The 19,717-nt window shown below is 66.5% G+C and carries 18 protein-coding genes; 11 read left to right on the forward strand and 7 right to left on the reverse strand.

Translation table 11 applies throughout. From position 1 onward, the window contains the following. Positions 1-33 precede the first annotated feature (33 nt). The 3 genes from FMQ63_RS26295 to FMQ63_RS26305 all read left to right on the forward strand — a co-directional run bounded on the left by FMQ63_RS26295 (position 34) and on the right by FMQ63_RS26305 (position 4,974). Positions 34-1,248: a methyltransferase gene (locus tag FMQ63_RS26295; protein ID WP_011552221.1), complete on the forward strand. Its 1,215-nt coding sequence runs from the start codon at positions 34-36 to the stop codon at positions 1,246-1,248. Positions 1,249-1,353: 105 nt separating this feature from the next. After that, positions 1,354-2,553: a hypothetical protein gene (locus tag FMQ63_RS26300; protein WP_020478908.1), complete on the forward strand. Its 1,200-nt coding sequence runs from the start codon at positions 1,354-1,356 to the stop codon at positions 2,551-2,553. A gap of 285 nt (positions 2,554-2,838) precedes the next feature. After that, positions 2,839-4,974 carry an endonuclease gene (locus FMQ63_RS26305; RefSeq protein ID WP_020478907.1) on the forward strand — a complete coding sequence of 712 codons (2,136 nt, stop codon included), beginning with the start codon at positions 2,839-2,841 and terminating at the stop codon, positions 4,972-4,974. A 333-nt stretch (positions 4,975-5,307) separates the two neighbouring features. On the opposite strand, the gene FMQ63_RS26310 is transcribed toward FMQ63_RS26305, so the two are convergent. Beyond that, positions 5,308-6,303, reverse strand: coding sequence for a deoxyhypusine synthase family protein (locus FMQ63_RS26310; RefSeq protein ID WP_011552218.1), 996 nt, complete (start codon positions 6,301-6,303; stop codon positions 5,308-5,310). A 1,265-nt stretch (positions 6,304-7,568) separates the two neighbouring features. Between FMQ63_RS26310 and FMQ63_RS26325 the strand changes: the two genes are divergently transcribed. The 4 genes from FMQ63_RS26325 to FMQ63_RS26345 all read left to right on the forward strand — a co-directional run bounded on the left by FMQ63_RS26325 (position 7,569) and on the right by FMQ63_RS26345 (position 12,481). Then, positions 7,569-8,006, forward strand: a complete 438-nt coding sequence (locus FMQ63_RS26325) for a hypothetical protein (RefSeq protein WP_225909872.1) — start codon at positions 7,569-7,571, stop codon at positions 8,004-8,006. Positions 8,007-8,618: 612 nt separating this feature from the next. After that, positions 8,619-9,737 (forward strand): aldo/keto reductase, encoded by a 1,119-nt coding sequence (locus FMQ63_RS26330; protein ID WP_011552215.1) that lies wholly within the window; start codon positions 8,619-8,621, stop codon positions 9,735-9,737. Between the two features lie 363 nt (positions 9,738-10,100). After that, positions 10,101-10,349: a hypothetical protein gene (locus FMQ63_RS26335; protein WP_228556497.1), complete on the forward strand. Its 249-nt coding sequence runs from the start codon at positions 10,101-10,103 to the stop codon at positions 10,347-10,349. Between the two features lie 719 nt (positions 10,350-11,068). Further along, complete coding sequence (locus FMQ63_RS26345) at positions 11,069-12,481, forward strand: serine hydrolase (RefSeq protein ID WP_011552214.1); 1,413 nt, start codon at positions 11,069-11,071, stop codon at positions 12,479-12,481. Positions 12,482-12,490: 9 nt separating this feature from the next. Here the strand turns inward: FMQ63_RS26345 and FMQ63_RS26350 are convergent, their stop codons facing one another. Together FMQ63_RS26350 and FMQ63_RS26355 are read right to left on the reverse strand one after the other, a co-directional pair. Next, positions 12,491-12,838 carry a transposase gene (locus FMQ63_RS26350; RefSeq protein ID WP_020478905.1) on the reverse strand — a complete coding sequence of 116 codons (348 nt, stop codon included), beginning with the start codon at positions 12,836-12,838 and terminating at the stop codon, positions 12,491-12,493. A 126-nt stretch (positions 12,839-12,964) separates the two neighbouring features. Continuing rightward, positions 12,965-13,150: a hypothetical protein gene (locus FMQ63_RS26355; RefSeq protein ID WP_011552213.1), complete on the reverse strand. Its 186-nt coding sequence runs from the start codon at positions 13,148-13,150 to the stop codon at positions 12,965-12,967. A gap of 137 nt (positions 13,151-13,287) precedes the next feature. On the opposite strand from FMQ63_RS26355, the gene FMQ63_RS26360 reads away from it, so the two are divergent. Continuing rightward, positions 13,288-13,812 (forward strand): sce7726 family protein, encoded by a 525-nt coding sequence (locus tag FMQ63_RS26360; RefSeq protein WP_011552211.1) that lies wholly within the window; start codon positions 13,288-13,290, stop codon positions 13,810-13,812. 540 nt (positions 13,813-14,352) lie between these two features. On the opposite strand, the gene FMQ63_RS26370 is transcribed toward FMQ63_RS26360, so the two are convergent. Further along, positions 14,353-14,760, reverse strand: a complete 408-nt coding sequence (locus FMQ63_RS26370) for a hypothetical protein (protein ID WP_011552208.1) — start codon at positions 14,758-14,760, stop codon at positions 14,353-14,355. 136 nt (positions 14,761-14,896) lie between these two features. Next, complete coding sequence (locus FMQ63_RS26375) at positions 14,897-15,808, reverse strand: LysR family transcriptional regulator (protein WP_011552207.1); 912 nt, start codon at positions 15,806-15,808, stop codon at positions 14,897-14,899. A 143-nt stretch (positions 15,809-15,951) separates the two neighbouring features. On the opposite strand from FMQ63_RS26375, the gene FMQ63_RS26380 reads away from it, so the two are divergent. Next, positions 15,952-16,284 (forward strand): DUF6289 family protein, encoded by a 333-nt coding sequence (locus FMQ63_RS26380; RefSeq protein WP_228556499.1) that lies wholly within the window; start codon positions 15,952-15,954, stop codon positions 16,282-16,284. 300 nt (positions 16,285-16,584) lie between these two features. On the opposite strand, the gene FMQ63_RS26385 is transcribed toward FMQ63_RS26380, so the two are convergent. Then, complete coding sequence (locus tag FMQ63_RS26385; protein ID WP_026114294.1) at positions 16,585-17,055, reverse strand: hypothetical protein; 471 nt, start codon at positions 17,053-17,055, stop codon at positions 16,585-16,587. A gap of 258 nt (positions 17,056-17,313) precedes the next feature. On the opposite strand from FMQ63_RS26385, the gene FMQ63_RS26390 reads away from it, so the two are divergent. Further along, entirely contained in the window at positions 17,314-18,648 is a 1,335-nt protein-coding gene (locus FMQ63_RS26390) for a M12 family metallopeptidase (RefSeq protein ID WP_225909870.1), read from the forward strand. 338 nt (positions 18,649-18,986) lie between these two features. Here the strand turns inward: FMQ63_RS26390 and FMQ63_RS26395 are convergent, their stop codons facing one another. After that, a complete protein-coding gene (locus tag FMQ63_RS26395) occupies positions 18,987-19,454 on the reverse strand; it encodes a hypothetical protein (RefSeq protein WP_020478901.1) in 468 nt (155 codons plus the stop codon). Positions 19,455-19,562: 108 nt separating this feature from the next. Here FMQ63_RS26395 and FMQ63_RS26400 point away from each other — a divergent pair. Next, a partial coding sequence (locus FMQ63_RS26400) for a transposase (RefSeq protein ID WP_141276768.1) occupies positions 19,563-19,717 on the forward strand: 155 nt, incomplete at its 3' end.

The raw sequence follows: 19,717 nt of genomic DNA on the forward strand, positions 1-19,717 counted from the left end.
ATGACCAACCGGCGGCGCATAGGATGCGCCGACATGGACTTCCAGGCGCGACTCGAAGCGCTCACGCACCAACTCCGGCCCTGGTCCCCGCTCTGGTCCCGCTCCATCCTCCAGGGCTGGCCCGGGTCCGGCGCCGCCTATCCCCAGGACTGGCTGGCCTATGCCCGGTCGCTCGATGAAGCGGGCGAGCAGCGGCTGGACCAGGGGGCGCTCGCGGGCGTCCCGCCTCCGGCCCTGTGCGCACTCCTGGGCGCGCTCCAGGAACTGACGGCGCTGCCCTGGCACGAGGGCATTCACGCGCTGACTGTCGCGGAGACGCAGGGCCTCAGCGCCAAGAAGACCCACGAGCTCGAGCGGGTGCTCGCCCTGCTCGCGCCGAGAACGCGCTTCATCCACCAGGCGGTCGATATTGGCGGCGGCATGGGACATCTCGCCCGCCTCTGTGCGCGGACGTTCGGGTGGACCTTCCACAGCATCGATCGGGACGCCGCGCTGCAGGACAAGGGCCGACGGTGGCTGACGAGAACCCATCCCCGAGGCGGGGACACCGTGTGTTTCATCCAGGCCTCCGTCGAGGACGGGCTCCAACCACAGCTCGATCCACTCTTCTCCGGCCGGGACCGGGCCTCGATCGGTCTGCACACCTGCGGGCCGCTCGCCCTCACGCAGCTCCGCAAGAGCCAGGGGGCGGGCTTCGTCGTGAACATCGGCTGCTGCTACGACAAGCTGGAGGTCCCGCGGGATTACCCCGTCTCCCGCTTCGGGAGCGAGCATCCGCTCCCCTTCACCCCGCATGCCCTGGCGTTGACGACGCGGGGACGGCATCACAAGACCGAGGTGGAATTCGCGCGGATGAAGCGGGTGTATGCGTGGCGCTTCGCTTTCGATCTCCTATCGAGGCGGCACTTTCCCGAGCGCGGCTTCGTGAGAGCAGGGGACGCGCCCCGGGCGCTTTACGCCGAACGCTTCGCCGTCTACGCGCGCGACCGCCTGGAGCGCCTGGGCCTCGATCCCGGCATGACGGACGCCGAGCTGAATGCCTTCGAGGTGTCCGTTCGCGCCGAGACACGGGACCTTTTGCTCTGCCATCTGCTGAGGGACCGCTTCGCGAGGGCGTTGGAGGTCGTGCTCCTGCTTGATCGCGCGCTCCTCCTTGAGGAATCGGGCTTCCAGGTCGAACTCCTCCAGCTCTTCGATCCGCGCCTGTCTCCGCGCAACCTCGCACTCATCGCGTCGCGGAGCGCTTGAGCACGTCTCGGGCCGGTCCATCGATTCAGTGGGCTCCGCCAATACAGATAGGTTTTGCTTCTTCCGTAGCGACTCACCGGTCCGAGCGAGGAGGTGGCAGCCGACGTGGCACATGATGGAGACGGAAACTTCTTCATCGCCGCGGCCTTCGAGGGCAAGTTGTCGGATGCGAAGGGGACACTGGGGAAGTCCGCAACGCGGGCCTCCGTCCTTGCGAAGTACCGACCCAATGGTCAGCGGGTGTGGGCTCGGAGCGTGCCCGCGCAAGTGAGGGCGCTCGCGACGAACCGAGCGCGGCACGTGCTTGTCACCGGCACCTTCGAAGGAAGCATCGACCTGGGCGGGGGCCCGCTCACCGTTGGTGAATTCCTGGCGGGCGTGTTCCTGGCCGCGTTCGACGCGAGTGGTCGCCACGTCTGGTCTCTCGCCTATCCGCTGGAGTTCTTCAGCTTCTTCGGCGCGCGAAAGATGCTCACGGACAGCCATGGCAACATCGCGATCACCGGTGTGCTGCGAGGCGCCATCTACTTCGGCACCGGGTACGTTGTTGCGGACAGCGCGCCCGTCCTCCTCCGGTTCTCGCCAACGGGCAGCTACCAGTGGAGCTACGTCGAATCGCCGTACTTCGGTGAGTCAGGCGGCGTCGCCACGGACGAGGACGACAACCTCTACATGGCCGGAACCATCATCACGGACCTGTATCCGCCGCTGGATGTGATTCCATTCGTGAACAAGTTCTCCCCGGAGGGGACGCGGCTGTGGCAGCGGCAGTTGGACACCACCCTTGGCTACGCACAGAGCGTGGGAGTGCACGGAAATCGCGTGGTCCTCACCGGCACCTTCATGTCGCCGCTCTCCTTCGGTGGTCAGACGTTCTTCCCCCAGCACTCGCAGGATGGCTTCGTCGTCGCGATCACCCGTGCGAACGAGGAGCGCTGGGCGAAGCAACTCGGTTGCGAGGTGCTGGATATTTCGTTGGACCACCGCGACGACCTGGTGATTGTTGGGAGGTATGAGGACGGAGATGACCTCGGCCTCGGGCCGCTCTGCGGCGTGCCTGGAAGTGATACCAACCTCTTCGCCGCGAAGTACGACCGGGTCGACGGACATCCCCGCTGGACGAGGGGCTTTCCCATGGCCCACCCGCCGGATGTGTCGACCGCCATTGACCGTTATCGCGTGTCGGTGGACGAAGCGGGGGCGTCGGTGTTTCTGGGAGGCCTCATCGCCCCCCTCGACGTTGGGCCCAAGACGCTCGTGCCCTCTGGCGTCCGCGACCTGTTCCTGCTGGGGCTGAAGCCCTGACGGAGCCTGCCCCGCCCTGGCTTGTTGTGACACCGGGTGTGGGAAGGGCTGCCCGACGCGCTCCGGGCTGACCTGCCCCCGTTCCTCCAGGGCCGCGTGCCCGCCGCGGAACACCGACCCTCCAGGAGGGAAGGCCCGCTCGCCGGGCGTCTTGGAGCCGTGCAGCTCCAGCGCCACCATTCCGGGGACCTCACGCACTGGAAGGTGATGGTGTCTCCTCCTCCCTTGCCTGCATCCATGGGGTTTGCGCCCACCAATGCGGTGGCCAGACCCGGGAGAGGATGCGTGAACGAGCAGGAGAAGCAGCGGCGGCTTTTGACATACGCGAAGCGGATCGCCCCCTCGGCCGAGACAATCGAGTCGCTCGCGACGGAAAGCAGCGCCCCGCTCGAGCCAGGTGCCGAGGCCCTGGAACATGCCATCAAGGCGGCCCACGCGGTGACCCGAGGTCTCGAGTCCACCCTACGGCCAGAGGAGCTGTGGGCGCTCGAGGCCATCGTCCTGCCTCGGAACAGACCGGTCATCGACATCATCAACGGCAGCTACCTGCGCCCCGGGGCCCCCTGGAGCGCCCTGGATGACGCGAACTTCCGCAAGCCCATCGAGGCGGCCATTCCCGCCATCGGACGCGTGGAGGTTTCCGAGCACCCAACGCTGCCGTACGTTGGAACGGGTTTCGTGGTCGGGCGCGGGCTGCTGATGACCAATCGCCACGTTGCCGAGCTGTTCACGCTGGGGCTGGGGATGCGGGGACTGCGGTTCCAGCCGGGGCTCGACAACGTGCAGGTAGACTTCAAGCGGGAGCGCGGCTCGAGCGCGTCCGCGCCCTTCCGCGTGCGGCGTGTCCTGATGATTCATCCCTACTGGGACATGGCGCTGATGGAGGTAGAGGGGGTTGATGGACTGCGGCCCCTCACCCTGGATTCGCGCCACGTGGACGAGGTGCGCGAGCAGGACGTCGTCGTCATCGGGTATCCCGCGCAGGACCCGCGCAACGATGCCGCGCTCCAGCACCGCATCTTCCGGGGCGTCTACCAGGTCAAGCGCCTGCAGCCGGGTAAGATCATGGGCGCACGGCGCACCTCGAGCTTCGGCCGGATGGTGGAGGCGCTCGCGCACGACAGCTCGACGCTCGGAGGCAACTCTGGCTCGGCCATCTTGGATGCGCGCTCGGGCAAGGTGCTCGGGCTCCACTTCGGGGGCCGGTACCTCGAAGCGAACTACGCGGTGTCCGCCCATGACCTCAGCCGGGACTCCCGCGTGGTCGATGCCGGGGTGCTCTTCACGAAGACGAACGTCGGAGGACAGCTCCCATGGGCGAACGCGTGGAAGGACAACGAGGGCCCCCCGGCGATGCCGCCTTCGCCTCTTCCGCCGTCTCCCGTCCTCTTCGTCCCGGCGCCGAGCGGCGAGTCCCTGGCGCTCACCATTCCGCTCCACATCACCCTCCGCCTGGGGGTTCCCGCCCTGGCGGGGAATGGCCAGACCGCGCTCGTCCCCGGGCCGGCAGTGCCCCCGCCAGTGCCAAGCCAACTCTGGGGAGGCGTGGGGGCTGGGGCACCGGGCCTGACACAGGTCGACGTCGCGGCGGCTGTCGCGGAAGCCCAGCGGACGCGGGACCTCCCCTATTACGACGCCGAGGCGGACGCGCTGGACCGGGAGCGCTACTACGCAGGTGTGCAGCCGGACTCCGACCAGGACGCGTTCTATGACGGCCTGCACGGCCTCCTCGAGCGGACGCATACGGTCCGCCCATCTTACGATCCGAGCCGCTGGCTCTATCCATGGGTGGACCGCCAGAAGGACCTCCTCCTCCGCTCGCTGTACTCGGCGGCGGGCCACTCCTTCACGCTCCAGGAGATCCTTCAGAAGGACCTGGAGGTGGAGAGGGAGCGTGCGCTACGGCTCCTGGAGCGGCCACTGACAGAGAGTCTCGACGAGGGCTTCCTGGAGCAGCTTGAGTCCGCCCTGCCGTACAACTGCGAGCACGTCGTGCCCCAGTCCTGGTTCAAGGCCAGGGAGCCGATGCGCGGAGACCTGCACCACCTGTTCGCCTGCGAGATGCGCTGCAACAGCTTCCGCAGCAACAATGCCTACTTCGAGTTCCCCAGCACCGAGGCCTTCCAAGAAGACTGCGGGCGGGCCGAGCAGAACCGGTTCGAGCCGGGCGCCGGGAAGGGAGCCGCCGCGCGCGCCACGCTCTACTTCCTCGTCCGCTATCCCAACGCCATCAACAGCCCGGCGGAGCTCGCCGAGGAGCGGCTGGAGACGCTGCTGCGCTGGCACCAGCAAGAACTCCCCTCCGAGTGGGAGCTGCATCGGAACCAGGCCATCTTCTCCATCCAGAAGAACCGCAACCCCTTCATCGACTTCCCGGAGTGGGCGGCGCGGGTACGCTTCGCCCGCGGACTGGGGCGCTGATCTGGCCCGGCCCCTTCCGCGCGCAGCAGGCGGGGAAGGGCCTCAGCATCGCACATTGAACAGAGTGGCCCGCTCGTCAGGACACCGCAGGTAGGCATCACATCTGGAATGTGTGGGCGCTGCGTTGCGAATTTTCGCGGGCTTCTTGCGATGCGCGCATCCTTGGGGTCGACCTCGGCCACGACAGGCCGTGTCCCATGCGAATCGCGCCCCGGGTGCTGGCGGGCAGCACCCGGGCGGCGGCGCCGATCCGCACGCCCGAGTCGATGGCGGAGCGCTTTGTGGAGGCCGAGCCGGAGCACCTCGCCGGCAGGAGCTCCAGAGCCGCTCTTTTCAGCTCTTCTGCTGGCGCACGCCCCAGCAGTCGAGGACGTACGAGAAGACCAACGGCGCCACGATCGTCGCATCGGACTCGATCACGAAGCGAGGCGTGTCGACGTCGACCTTGTGCCAGGTGATCTTCTCGTTGGGCGGTGCGCCGCTGTAAGAGCCGAACGAGGGCGTGCTGTCGGAGATCTGGCAGAAGTAGGACCAGTAGGGGACCTCCTCCTCCAAATCGAGGCGCAGCATCGGCACGACGCAAATCGGGAAGTCGCCAGCGATCCCCCCGCCGATCTGGAAGAAGCCGACCTTCGCGGACGAGGAGGTCTCCCGGTACCAGTCCGCGAGGGCCGCCATGTACTCGGCGCCGCCGCGGATTGGACTCCAGGTTTCCAGCTCCTTGCGCATCACGCTGGCGACGAACACGTTGCCCAGCGTGGAGTCCTCCCATCCCGGTACGAAGATCGGAAGGCGCTTCTCCGCAGCCGCCAGGAGCCACGAATGACGGGGATCCACCTGGTACGAGCCGGCCAGCGCGCCGGAGAGGAGCAGCTCGTAGAGGTACTCATGGGGAAAGTGGCGGCGCCCGTCCCGCTCCGCCCTCTGCCAGAGCTCGAGGAGGGGGCGTTCCACCTTGCGCATCGCCTCCTCTTCCGGGATGCAGGTATCTGCCACGCGATTGAGCCCCTTGTCGCGCAACTCGGCCTCCTGCTCCGCCGTGAGGCTGCGGGGATCGGGCACCCGCACGTAGTGCTCCTGGGCCACCAGGTTGAAGACGTCCTCCTCCAGATTCGCACCCGTGGTCGTGATCGCGTGGACCTTGTCGCGGCGGATCATCTCGGCGAGCGAGATCCCCAGCTCCGCCGTGCTCATGGCACCGGCGAGCGTCACCATCATCTTGCCACCGTCATCGGCGTGCGCCGCCCAGGCGTCCGCTGCATCCACGAGGGTCCGGGCGTTGAAGTGCCGGAAGTGGTGCCGCAGCACGCATCGAACGGAAATGGTCATGTCATGTCCTCGAATGGAGAAGACGTCCGCATCGCCCCCGGGGGGACGGCACGGACGAACGAAGTGAAGGGAACGCCGCGCCTTGCAGCACGAGCGAGCCCGCCAGCTTTTCCGAACATTCGGATGGAGCACCGGCAGCGGAGGCGACAATCACGCGCCACACCGTCTGGAACCGGCAGGATTTCGCGTATCAAACGAACACCCATGGTGCAAGCCTCCCCTGCGGCCCCTGCCAGGTTGCGGTGTGATGCAGGGGCTCCTCGCTTGAAAAAGCCGAGAAATGCGAAGCTGAAGCGGCGTCGGCACGACGCCTGCCCTTCGCCGAGTCACCTCTCTGACCGGGAGCACAGACGAGCCGCGGCGCTTGAGGACCACGGAATCGGCTCTCCGAATCCCTTTGATGCGGCGCGGTACGTCGCCTGGCTCTCGCACCAAGCCCCCCCTCATGTCGGAGGGACTCGCGTTCGCGCTTCGCGACGATGTGTTCGCCGGTCAACTCGGGGTGAGCGCGAGGCCGGACGTAAGCGGATACGCGCGCCCTCTACGACCTCGTGCCATCGCAGCGGGGGCGTGGCCTCAGTGCACAGTTATTTCACGAGGCCTGGAGGTTTCACGCCCCCAGGGAGTCCGGCACGACAGGGCACGGTGAACGCTTACGTGGACTGGACAGAGCTGCGGAGGAGGACGTCCGATGTTGACGTGTTCGCCTGCGTGAGATGTGGAGGCAGGCTTAAGGATCTTGGCGTACGTGAAGGGGGCCCCCGGGGAGCGGGCGATTCTGGAGCACCGGGGCTTGCCCACGGCCTGTGCGAGGTTGGCCCCGGCACGAGGGCCACCCCAGGTCGCGTGGTGTTGAGGCGCAAGACAGCCAACAGGCCCAGGCCCCTGCCACGCACCTCATGGGAGCGCGGCTTGGGCAGGCGTGTACCCCAAGGGGGGTTCAAGCGGTCTGCCCACCGGCCGGGAGCATCGCTCGGGCGGCCCCGTCAGCGGCCCTCCTCGGCCCCTCCGCTCCAGCCCTCACCCTCAACAGCGCCTCTATCCCGCCGATACGTCTGAACCGAGGTGCGAGAAGGCCCGCCCGAGGGCAACAGTAGGCTCTGCGGTATAGACCGGTACGCCCGCCGCCTCTTCGGCGGTCTCCTTCAGTAGAAAGCACGGCCATGAAACCGCCCTCTCAGCTCCGCTGCACCTGCGGAAAGGTCCACCTCCAGGTGGAGGGAGCACCCATCGTCAGCGTCGAATGCTGTTGCAACAGTTGCCGTATGGCTGGCGCCAGGCTGGAAACCCTCCCCTCGGCCCCCCGAATCCTGGAGCCCCATGGCGCCACGCGTTTCGTGCTCTACCGCAAGGACCGCGTCCACTTCCAGGAAGGCACCAGCCACCTCCAGGAGCTTCGCCTCACGCCCGAGGCGAAGACCCGCCGGGTCGTCGCCACCTGCTGCAACACGCCGGTCTTCCTCGAGTTCGAGAACGGCCACTGGCTCAGCCTCTACGGCGGCCTCTGGCCCGAGGGAACCCTGCCCCGGCTCGAGATGCGAACCATGGCCAGCGACCTCCCGCCCGGCGTGGTGCTTCCCGAGGATGTCCCGAATGGGAAGACTCAACCGTTCCCATTCTTCGTCAAGCTCCTCGGTGCGTGGATCATGATGGGATTCCGCAGCCCGAAGCTCACCTTCATCCACGGAACGCTCCACTTCTGACGCGAACGGCGTGCTTGAGACTGAGGGCACAGCCTCGTGCCGCTCCGCGAGTCCAGAGAGCCCCGGCCGCGGTCCTCCTGATTCTCCGCGAGGGCCCTCTGCTGAGGAACACCGGCTCCCGATCCATCTCCAGGGCATCGCGCCGGTACTGGGCCACCGGCTGCCATGACGTTGCTGCACTGCTCGATGGCGGCCACATTAAAAACATCGAGTCCGCTGCGATTTTCACGAAGGGAATCTTCACGGGTTCACTCCGTTGGATGAACCAGCGGCATGGCAACAGCCGTGCGCTTCGGATTGAGCATGTTCGTTCACTGGGATTCGCGGAACGAAGTGCATGCCGAGCTTGAGCACTGACGCGTCAGCCATAGAAACCGACACGTCATGAACGCGGCGCGGCCCACGGACTTCACACGAGCTGACTGCGCCGCCGCGCGCTCGACGAGCTACGCGAACGGGTGGGGACGGAGGGACTTCCCGGTCGTGACCACGGCGAGCCGGGGAGCCCCCATCAATCAGGCGCAAGAAGCGGGCTGCCTTCATGCAGGCGCTCTTCTATCCGTAACAGGGCGATGGGGAGCACACCCCATCACCACAGATGGAGAGCACCCCATGTCGACGCGAATCATCGATTCCTTGGCGAAGTACCACCTGCTCGGCCAGACGGGCCTTCGGGTGAGCCCGCTGGCATTGGGCACCATGAACTTCGGTACCGACTGGGGCTGGGGCATCACCAGTGAGGACGCACACCGCTTGCTGACACGCTATCTGGAAGCGGGCGGTAACTTCATTGATACAGCGGATGCGTACACCTCCGGCTCCAGCGAGCGGATCATCGGCGACTACTTCGCGAAGCATGGCGGGAGGGAACGGGCGGTCATCGCCACCAAGTTCTCCGCCAACCTGTCTCCGGGGGATCCGAATGCGGGCGGAAACAGCCGCAAGCACATCTACGCCGCCCTCGAAGGCTCGCTGCGCCGCCTCAAGATGAGCTACGTGGACGTGTACTGGCTGCACGTATGGGACGGCCTGACACCCGTGGAGGAAGTGATGGGGACGCTGACCGGCCTCGTGCGCGAGGGCAAGGTGCGCTACATCGGCTTCTCCGACGTGCCTGCCTGGTACTTCGCGCGCGCACAGACATTGGCGGAGCGCAACCACTGGGAAAAGGTCGCCGCGCTGCAACTGGAGTACTCGCTCGCTGAACGCAATGTCGAGCGCGAGCACCTCCCCGCCGCGCTGGCCATGGGGGCCGCCCTCACTCCGTGGAGCCCCCTGGCCGGGGGCCTCCTCACCGGGAGGTACACCCGCGACGGAAACCAGCCGAAGGGTGACGGGCGCGCCCATGCACTGCTCGCCAGCGGAAACCCCGTGGCGGACAAGTTCCTGCAAGAGCGCCCCTGGGCCATTGTCGAGGAGCTCGTCGCTGTGGCGAAAGAGGTGGAGCGCTCGCCCGCCCAGGTGGCGCTCAACTGGGTGGCGACGCGTCCGGCCGTCGTGTCCACCATCATCGGCGCGAGCAGGCTGGAGCAGTTGGAGGACAACCTCCATGCGCTGGACTTCAAGCTACCGCACGAACTCTCCGCGAGACTGGACGCCGCGAGTCGCCCCGAGCTCTTCAATCCGTACGTGTTCTTCGAAAACCCCTTCTTCACGAAGGGAATGCTCGCGGGCAATACCACGGTGAGCGCGGAGCCGAGCGGGTTCCGGGGACCGCTCCAGCCCCGGTAGACCATGCAACGGTTTGAGGCAACCCATAGCTGTTTGGGCTGCCAATCCCTTTGCATTGAAAAAGTGTGGGCGTCGCCAGCGCGGCGCCCGGCTCACGAGGTCCCCTTGAACATGCGAACGACCCTATCGATTGTCGCAATGGCAGTGCTGACAACGCTTTCGCACGCGAGTTTCGCCGCTGCGCCCAACGAGGTCCGTGTGTGTACAGCGCAAGGCGCCCCGCCGCACGGACTCCCGATCTGCGTGTGGTCGCTCCCGGCGACGAGCGGAGAGGTGCTGCACGATACGGCGGGCAGTGCCAGCGCTTCGGAGGTCCGCCGGGCAATCTCGGTGAGGCGCAAGCCGAAGCTCTCGCCTCACGCCGTGACCGATGCGGAAGGCGCGCTCGCGGCCAACGCCGTGCGGCACTCGACGATCGAGTTCAGCGGTGTGCTCGGCAACGCTCTACCACGCTACGCGCCAGTGACGGTGATGAGCGGCAAGTTCGAGAGCGGCTTCGACGGAATTCACATGGCGATCCACGTGCACGACAGCGGAGGCATCACGTTCGTGTATGAGTTCCCAACGGCTGCGGCCTGTTCCACGACAGCGAGCACGGTTGGTGCACACTGACATAAGTGGCTCCCGCGGCGGTCCAACTGCTGCGTCCGGTCGCCTCGCCTGTCCGTGGAAGGACAGGCATGTGCGACCGTGGGCGGCTCAGACGTCGCCGCTATAGGTGCCCACGAGTTGGATGTGGCCCTTCCCCATCTCCGAGCATGTCGCGTTGACGCTGACGCTCCAGGCTGGAACCTCGGAATGCTACGTGATGGTGCCCGACCAGTCAGCGGCCAGGAAGGAGCGGATGAAGGAGAGGACACCGCGAGTAGACTGGGCCGATTTGCTCAGGAGGACGTTCGACTTCGACGTGTTCGGCTGCGTGAGGTGTGGAGGCAGGCTTAAGGGTCTTGGCGTACGTGAAGGGGGCCCCCGGGGTGCGGGCGATTCTGGAGCACCTGGGTTTGCCCACGGCATCTACGAGGTTGGCCCCGGCACGAGGGCCACCCCAGCCGCGTGGTGTGGCGGTTCAAGACAGCAACAGGTCCAGAACCCTGCCACGCACCTGATGGGAGCGCGGCCTGGACAGGCGTGCACAAAAAGGGGGCTCAAGCGGCCTGTCCACCGGTCGGGAGCATCGCTCGGGCGGCCCCGTCAGCGGCCCTCCTCGGCCCCTCCGCTCCAGCCCTCACCCTCAAAAAGGGAAATTCACCACAATTATTTACAGCACAGAGGGAGCAATGTTCTCGTGAGCATACCCGTGACCCATACCCGTCCGGGCATGAGGAGCTCCCATGCGCGGTTTCTTGCAATCCATCACATTGGTTGCTGTCTTCCTTGTAGGCCTGTTCACGAGCCGCCCCGCCGCCGCACATGGTTCGCTCCGCGAGCGGATCGACACCTTCGTCCGCGCGGAGCAGAAACGACAGAATGTGCCCGGCCTCGCCGTGGGCGTCGTGAGCCACGGAAGGGTCGTGCTGGCAAAGGGGTATGGCTTTGCCAATCTGGAGCATCGGGTTCCTGTCAGCAAGGACACCCTCTTCCAATCTGGCTCCCTGGGCAAACAATTCACCGCAATGGCGGTGATGCACCAGGTGGAGGCAGGCAGGATTTCGCTCTCCGACAGCATCACGAAGTTCTTCCCCGACGCGCCCACCAAGTGGCACCCCATCACAGTGCGCCACCTGCTGACGCACACCTCCGGCATCCAGGACCTCGAGGGACTGCTCGACGTGCGCAAGGACTACACGGACGAGGAATTCGCGCACTTCATCTACGAGTTGCCCTTGGAGTTTCCCGCCGGTCTGCGGTGGAACTACAGCAACTCCGGCTACGTCCTCCTGGGCATCATCGTGAACCGCGTCGCGGGCACCGACTACACCAACGTCCTCGGTGAGCACGTCTTCCGGCCCGCCGGAATGAAGACGGCGCGCGGAATCAGCGAGGCGGACATCATTCCCAACCGCTCGGCCGGCTACCGCGTGGTCCGCGGCGAGGTGAAGAACCAGGAGTGGGTTTCGCCTTCCCTCAACACCACCGGGGACGGTGCGCTCTATTTCTCCGTGAAGGACTTGCTGGCCTGGGATGCCGCCGTGGCGCAGCGCTCCATCCTGAGCCCGGAGAGCTGGCAGGAAATCCTGTCCCCCGTGAAGCTCAACAGCGGAGCCACCCAGCCCTATGGCTTTGGATGGGAAATCCTCGAGCGCAATGGCAAGCCCCTGCACCAGCATACCGGTGGGTGGCAGGGCTTCCGGACCGCCTACTCCCGCTTCATCGGGGACTCTCTCTCCATCGTCGTGCTGGCCAACTCGAGTGGGTCAAACCCCATGACCTTCGTGGAAGGCATTGCTGCCATCGTCAACCCCGCGCTCGCCGTGCCCCCGTTGACCCCCATCCCGGACCTCGAGCCGCAGGTCACCGCCCGGCTCACCACGCTGCTCGAGCAGGCACGGGCCGGGACGATGGAGCCAGTCGAGTTCGCGTACGCCCCCTGGTGGTTCTGGGGCCAAGCCGTGCCGTTCTATCAGCAACTGCTGCAAAGCCTGGCGCCGGCGGGGCCGCTCGTCCTGGTCAAGCGGGAAGTGGTGGGTGACGACCGCCTCTACACGTACCTGGTGCAGTTCGGGCCCAAGACCCTCCGCTACAGAGTGTCGCTCATCCCGGATGGCCGGGTGTCCGCCTTCCGCCTGAACGAGCACATCCCCTAAGGCCTCGGACTACGACCTCGGACTGTACGACGACGACTCCCTTGACGCCGTCGCCCTGGCCCACCTCCGCCGCCTCGCCGTGGAGCTCGCTGCCTCCGCGAGGATACCCACCTTGCGGATGGCCCGGGTGGGAGTGAGCGACAGCACCCACAGGACGGCGGCCTCGACCTGAGCACCGACGCTGGGGTACTGGCGATTGGCCGAGATGTGCAGCTTCAACTCCCTCCAGACGTGGTCCATGGCGTTGAGCTCGGGACGCTGCTTGGGCAACCAGAGCAGGCGGATGTCCAGCTGCGCAGCAAGGGCCTGCGACCGCTGGACGGTGTGAAAGCTGGCCTGGTCCAGCAGTAGCAGCACCGGTCGGCCCGTATTCGCTGCACGAACCCCGTCTGGCGTCGCTGAGCCGGCGCGCGCAAGGTGGCGCGCATGGCAGACGCGGAGCCGTGGAAGAAGCGAGTCAGGCCCTGCCACGCACCTGATATGTCAGAGTTGGCTGGTCACGATGGCGATGCGACACACGTTGCACCTGAACTGAGGGGATGGCGGATGCCCGCCCAGCGTCATGAGTCCGAAGTCGGGAACCACCGGCTTCTCCTTCCCGCACTCCGGGCACTTGAGCAGCACCTTCGTCCAGTCGGTCCTTTCGGCGCTGTCGTTGTTGTCGGCCATGGCTGTGTTCCCCCGTGCTCGTGGGCGCTCCAGCCCACGGCCACATTCTACCGGAGCCTTCCGTGACGTGCCTGCGCGACGCGGACATCCGCCAGCCCCTGGCCCAACTCGCCGCGGGCACGTAGCCCGGCGCCCGGGTGCTCCACGAGGTGGGGCTGAAGTGCGGGCTGGTGCGGGTGGACGTGGCCACCATCGGCTCCGGGTGCCTCCACGCCTGGGAGGTCAAGGCGGACGCGGACACGCTGCGCCGCCTGCTGGTCCAGGAGTTGTCCTACAGCGCGGTGTTCGACCGCTGCACCCTCGTCGCAGGTGAGCGACACCTGGAGCGCGGCCGCGCGCTGGTGCCGTCCTGGTGGGGCGTGGTGCTGGCCCGCGCCGAGGGCGGCGGTGTCGTCCTCGAGGAGGTGCGCCCGGCGCGGGACAACCCGAGCCCGAGCCCGAGCCCAGGCGCTACCGCGCGCCTGCTGTGGCGCCCAGAGATGCTGGCTCTGCTGGAGTCCGCTGGCGCGGCGCGAGGCGTCCGCTCCGCCAGCAAGTGGCGCCTCCTGCCCCGTCTGCTTGAGGTGCTGCCCCCGGCGGAGCTGCGCGCCCGGGTGCGTCAGGTTGTGTCCCCGCGCCGAGATGCGCCTCGTGCTGCCGTACCCGCTCAGCGCCAACGATGACTGGCGCCCGGCCAAGGGCCGCGGGCTGGTGCCGTCCGACAAGGCCATGGCGTACAAGGCCCGCGTCGCGCAGGTGGCAGCACTGGCCCGCATCCAGCCCCTGCACGGGCCCGTCCGTCTCGTGCTGACGGGGTTCCGCCCGCGGAGGAGGCAGCCGCCCACGCCGCAGCCCGGGCGGAGAGAGCGCGCAAGGCACGGGAGACGCGGAACCGGAACCGGGCAGAGAAGAAGCTGGCCCAGGCGCTGGAGCGTCGCCGGCTCCCCCTCGCTGCGCGGGCCACCTCTGCCAGTTATCGCAGCACCAACCCGAGGAAGACGTGATGCGCTACTACCTGGACACCGAATTCAACGGCTTCGGCGGCGAGCTGATGTCCCTCGCCCTCGTGCCATCCCACCCCGCTCGTCCGCCGCCCCGAAGCCGCCCGACACCAGCGACAGGCACAGCCCGTTGCGCGTGGGGAAGGCGGAGTCCACGTACTTCGCCCCCCCTGGCCCTCGGGAGCGATGACCGCGTGCGGGAGCGTGCCGGCGGCCGTTCCGTCACTGACGTAGAGCGTGATGCCACCCCACGGCAGGGAGACGACGAAGTACAGCCGCTCCTTCCACACCGTGAGCTGGGAGGGGTCTGTGCCCCCAGGGCCCCGGGATGATGTCGCGCACGAGGGTGGTGCCCTGGGGCGTACCATCCGTGCGCCACAGCTCCTGGCCCACGCCCGTCCCGGTGGCCGAGAAGTAGACGGAGCCCCCCATGCGGGTGAACTGGTCCGAGAGGGAGAGCTGGCGTGCCAGGGACGTGACGTTGAGGTCCGTCACGAGCGTCACCGGGCCGGTGGCGGGCGCCAATTCCGCGGACTGTGTGCGGAGAGGGGCGGAGTCAGATGGAGCGGCGTCACAGCCGTGGAGCGTGAGCAGGGTGAGCGGGGCCAGGAATGACAATCGAGCGGACAAGGGCGGGCTTCCTCCGGACTTCCGGCGTCAGGGAATGACGCCGATAAAGGCCCATCTGGCCGGCCGGAGCATCATGGTTGGATCATGATTGGAGCATTTCCTGATGCTCCGGGGTCTCCCTCGCGACCCAGGCTGCTCAGGCGGAGAGCACCGCGCTGCGCAGCAGGTCCACGAGTGTGGCGAGCGCCGGGGCGAGTGGGCTGTGACGCTTGTGCACCGCGCTCCACTGTCGCCAGTAGCCCTTGCGACCGAGGCCGCGGGTGACGAGCCCCCCTTGTGCCAGGTGCGGCCCGAGTGACCAGCGCGCGATGAGGGACACCCCGTGCCCGCTCCGCACCAGCTCCACCATGGCCTCGGTGAGTGGAAGCGTGCGGACGCGCAGTGCATCGGGCCTCCGTGGCAGGAGCTCTCGGCGGAAGCGCTCCTCGTCCTCCGCGGGGAGCGGGTAGAAGTAGACGGCCTGCTCTGTCAGGTCCGGTCCGCTGACGTAGGGGCGCGCGGCCAGCGGGTGGCCCGCGGGCAGCACGGCCACGAGCTCATCGCGGAAGAGGGGCGTGGAGACGAGCCCGGGAGTGCTCACGGGGTAGCAACAGAGGGCCACGTCCAGCCGGTCTTCGAGCAGGGCCGCTTCCGCCGAGCGCGTGGCTTCCACGTCCAGCCGCAGGTCCACCTCTGGGTGCGCTGTGGACAGCCCCGTCAGCAACCGCGGCAGCCACTGGTAGCAGGTGTAGCACTGGGCGGCGAGGCGCAAGGGACGTGGCGGCGTGGGCGTCAGCGCGGCGCGCAGCAGGGCCTGTTCCCGTGCGAGCCTCGGCAGCACCTCGGCGGCGAGCGCCGCCAGCCGTTGGCCCGCGGGCGTGATGACCATGCGCTTGCGCACGCGCTCGAAGAGGGTGACTCCGAGCCGCGTTTCGAGCCCTGAAAGCTGGTGGCTGATCGCCGACTGGCTCAGGTACAGCCGCCGCGCCGCGCGCGTCACGCTGCCCTCCTCGACGATGGCCTGGATGAGGCGGAGGTCTCGCGCCTCGAGGGTGCTCTCCTGGGACATGTCATGAGGCTACTGCATGAACTTGGATGCCATCAATGCGTTGGACGCAACAACCCCTCGGAAGGCACATGTCTGACTCAATCCGGAGGCCCGCCCGAGGTGGGTACTCCTTCAACCGAGGAACAATGATGATGCGTCCGTCCGTGTTGGCATTCGTGGTGGTCTCCGGCCTGCTGGCGGCTTGTGGTACCGGTGCTGGCCCCGTGGATGAGGGCAGCACTCTTGACTCGCAATCTCAGACGCTCCCGGCCAATGAGGTTCGTACCTGGTACTACACGAGCTCGGCGTTCGACCCCGCGGAGATGGTGGGTGAGCGGACCCTGTACTGCGACGGCTCGAACGATGACTGGGGTGTCACGACCCGGTATTACAAGCACATCATGATGTCGTGTGATAACGGGGTCTACCAGCAGTTCAAGTGCTACGATTGCACCAAGTTCCCGTGCAAGGTGGTTCCCTGTCCATATCAAAACTGAGCAGGGATTGAGCTGAGCAAGGGCCGGGGCGGAAGTCGCTCCCCGCGGAGACGAAGGGCCCGGAGCCTTGCGATTCCGGGCCCTTCTCATTGGCGAGGAGTACGGGACTTGAACCCGTGGGCAGGACGATAGGAAACCCCAAGCAGGACGTGCTGTTACCCCCTATCGCCTTGATTTCCCTCGGGTTCATCCTCCCGCCCCGTCCCATGTCGTTCCCCGGTGTGCCACCTCGAACCACGCTGGAGGGGCACACTGGGGACACATGGAGACTTCGGCACCGACTCACCGCCCCCCTGATGGTCAGGCTTCTTCGTCGGGGAGGAGTGTCCGTAGAAGCTCGTCGTCGGGTCCGAGCGGGCGCCAGCCAGCCGGGGGAGGGTTGGCGCGAAGCGCCTCCCTGGCTAGCCGCACCCTCTCCCTGTGGGTGTCTGGGACGATACCGGACCAAAGGCCAAGTGCTTTGGCGACCTTGAAGCGGTTGTCGTCATCCAACACGGCAGGCCAACCATCAGGGAGGCTGCCCCACAGCTCGCGCACGAGTTGTCCACGAACCAAGCGGGTCACTTGCTTGCTTCGCACCGCCTCGATCACCAGACCATCGTACACCTGGACTCCGGCAACGTCGTCCGGCCCAAGCTCCTCGGCCAGTGCCACCAGCGATGCGGTGGGACGGGACTCGGCAAAAGCCGTAAGGGAGTCGTAGCCCCGTTCTCGGACGCGCTCATACAAGCGGGACTTCCAGTTTCCCCGCCATGAATGTCCATCGGTCATCGGCTCCTCCCTTTGGTGGATCGAAGACCCGCGCTTCTTGAAGGTCGTCTCCACACCAGGGCCCCAGCCCGCACCCAATCCAAGCCGAACCCCTGGAGATGCACATCACCTCCACAAACCCACACGAGTCAACCTCGACCCAGTCAGCCCTGACGCGTCACCAAGGCAATGGCAGAGGTGTGCCCCGAATCCTCGCAACAAAACCAGACTCCTTCTGATATACGCCGCCCCGAAATCCTCACAAGAAGTGGAGAAATCATGTCACGAGACCTTTCGAGGTTGGCGTTGTCCGCACTATTCATCCCGAGTTTGCTGCTCATCGCCTGTGGAGAGGAGAACCTGGCGCCGGGGCTCAACCTGGACCCGGAAATGGCCCGAGTACCAGCGGGGGCCCCGATTCGCGAGGGCTACATCTGGAGCAACATGCGGGAGAAGTTCGTCCCGGTCACGTATGCCGAGGTGGACGGTCTGGCCATCCAAGAGGGCGACATGGTCCTGGGGACGGTGCAGCAGATGGAGGCGCGCGTGCGCGAGGTGAAGGCCCTGGGGCTGGATGCCTCGGGCCCCCGAGCCCAGGGCCTCGCCAAGACCGACCTGAACTCGCGCTGGCCCAACGCCGTGGTTCCGTACACCATCGACTCGGGCGTTGCGAACCAGAATCGAATCCAGGACGCCATCAATCACTGGCATGACCGGACCCACATCTCGTTCGTGCTCCGCACGGCGAACAACGCGGCGCAATATCCTGACTACGTTCGCATCCAGTCGGGCACCGGATGCTCCGCCCACTATGGCCGTCTGGGTGGGCAACAAGGGGTGTGGCTGGATGGCAGTTGCAGCACGGGCACCATCATCCACGAGCTGGGACACAGCCTGGGACTCAACCACGAGCACAACCGCCAGGACCGCGACACCTACGTCATCATCCGGTGGGAGAACATGGTGGCGGGCGCGGCGTCCCAGTTCCAGCAGAACAACAACGAGGACGACGACTTCTTTGGCTATGACTTCGGCTCCATCATGCACTACGGCCCGATGCAGGGCTCGAAGAACGGGCGGCCGACCATCGAGGGCCGGGGTGGACAGACCATCGGGCAGCGCAACGCGCTGAGCACGCTCGACGTCGTGACGGTGACGCGGCTCTATTCGAGGACCATCACGCTTCGTGCTTCAAACGGCGACTACCTGGTGGCCGAGGGCGGCGGTGGCGCCATGGTGGACGCCAATCGCGTCGCAGTGGGGCCTTGGGAGCGGTTCCAGTTGGTGGACCTGGACGGCAATGACCTGGTGACGGGCGACCTTGTCCAACTCCAGACCATCAACGGCAACTTCGTCCAGGCGACGAACGGTGGTGGCTCGACGCTGAACGCCTGGGAGATGGCTCCCGGCAACTGGGAGACCTTCCGCATTTGGAAGATGGCCGGCACGGGTCTCTCCACCATCGCCACCGGCGACGGCGTGGTCCTGGGCACACTCACTCCGGGCTATCCCAAGTACTGGCAGGCGGTGAACGGCGGCGGCGCTGGAGTGACCGTCAACACCGACACCATCAACCTGGGCCCCGCGAACATCTTCACCGTCGCGTTCCCGTGAGTGAAGCGTCCGTGCGATTCACGCACGGACCTTCGCCTTGAAACGACGCTGGGGATTCAGCCCCGCGACGCGGTGACTGAATCCCCAGGGGACTTCCTGCCGATGACCTCGCGGAACTACCGCGCGGACTCGATGACGTAGATGAGCGTCACCTTCGCCAAGGCACCAGGAAACCCCAAGCAGGACGCGCTGTTACCCGCTGGTGCCCCGGCTTCGCTCGGAGACGTCATCCCGTCCCGCCCCATGTAGCTCCCCGGTGTGCCACCTCGAACCACGCTGGAGGGGCACACTGGGGACACATGGCGGCATCGGCGCTGACTCACCAGCCGCCCTCGTGGTCAGGCTTCTTCGTCGGGGAGAAGCATCCGTAGAAGCTCGTCGTCGGGTCCGAGTGGTCTCCAGCCGGTAGGCGGTGGATTGGCGAGAAGCGCATTCCCTGCCCGGTCAACCCGCCCCCTGTGGGTTAGTGGGGTGTAGGCGAACCAGGACCCGAGACCCATCGCAGCTTCGACACGGGATGCCTCATCCAGCACGTCCGGCCAGCCATTCGGGAACCGCTCGGCCAACTCGCGCACGAGGACGTCACGAACCAAGCGCGTGACTTGCTTGCGCTGCTCCGCCTCGAACATCAGGCCACTTAGAATCTGTACGGCAGCAACGTCGTCGCCCAACTCGTCGGCCAGGACGTACAGCGGAACGGCAGGGCGCGCTTCAGCAAAAGCGGTCAGTGAGTCGTAGCCTCGCTCTCGGACCCGTTCGTACAGGCGTGCCTTGAAGTCGCCCCGCCAAGCTTCTCCGCCGCTCATCGCCCTCTCCCAGGGGTGAACTCCATAGGGATTCGATATGGTCTGCCCCCCGATTTTCGGACCAGTTGAAGCGTGAGAGAGTCCTCGCGGCCAGGAGGTAGGGCGGTCGTGAGAAAGAGCAGGTTTACCGAGGAGCAGATGGTCCGCATCCTGCGGGAGGCGGAGACGCCTGGGGCCAGCGTGGTGGAGGTGGCCCGGAAGCACGGCGTCGTCGAGCAGACGCTCTACCGGTGGCGGCAGAAGTTCGGCGGCATGGAGGCAGG

The organism is Myxococcus sp. CA005 (genome assembly GCF_006518205.1).
Lineage (GTDB): Bacteria > Myxococcota > Myxococcia > Myxococcales > Myxococcaceae > Myxococcus > Myxococcus xanthus.

What these genes read in the sequence shown, in the direction of transcription:
- FMQ63_RS26375 (WP_011552207.1), bottom strand. Translation starts at nt 15,808, where the DNA reads ATGTCCCAGGAGAGCACCCTCGAGGCGCGAGACCTCCGCCTCATCCAG.
- FMQ63_RS26325 (WP_225909872.1), top strand. Translation starts at nt 7,569, where the DNA reads ATGGCTGGCGCCAGGCTGGAAACCCTCCCCTCGGCCCCCCGAATCCTG.
- FMQ63_RS26310 (WP_011552218.1), bottom strand. Translation starts at nt 6,303, where the DNA reads ATGACCATTTCCGTTCGATGCGTGCTGCGGCACCACTTCCGGCACTTC.
- FMQ63_RS26355 (WP_011552213.1), bottom strand. Translation starts at nt 13,150, where the DNA reads ATGGCCGACAACAACGACAGCGCCGAAAGGACCGACTGGACGAAGGTG.
- FMQ63_RS26390 (WP_225909870.1), top strand. Translation starts at nt 17,314, where the DNA reads ATGTCACGAGACCTTTCGAGGTTGGCGTTGTCCGCACTATTCATCCCG.
- FMQ63_RS26385 (WP_026114294.1), bottom strand. Translation starts at nt 17,055, where the DNA reads ATGACCGATGGACATTCATGGCGGGGAAACTGGAAGTCCCGCTTGTAT.
- FMQ63_RS26295 (WP_011552221.1), top strand. Translation starts at nt 34, where the DNA reads ATGGACTTCCAGGCGCGACTCGAAGCGCTCACGCACCAACTCCGGCCC.
- FMQ63_RS26330 (WP_011552215.1), top strand. Translation starts at nt 8,619, where the DNA reads ATGTCGACGCGAATCATCGATTCCTTGGCGAAGTACCACCTGCTCGGC.
- FMQ63_RS26345 (WP_011552214.1), top strand. Translation starts at nt 11,069, where the DNA reads ATGCGCGGTTTCTTGCAATCCATCACATTGGTTGCTGTCTTCCTTGTA.
- FMQ63_RS26395 (WP_020478901.1), bottom strand. Translation starts at nt 19,454, where the DNA reads ATGAGCGGCGGAGAAGCTTGGCGGGGCGACTTCAAGGCACGCCTGTAC.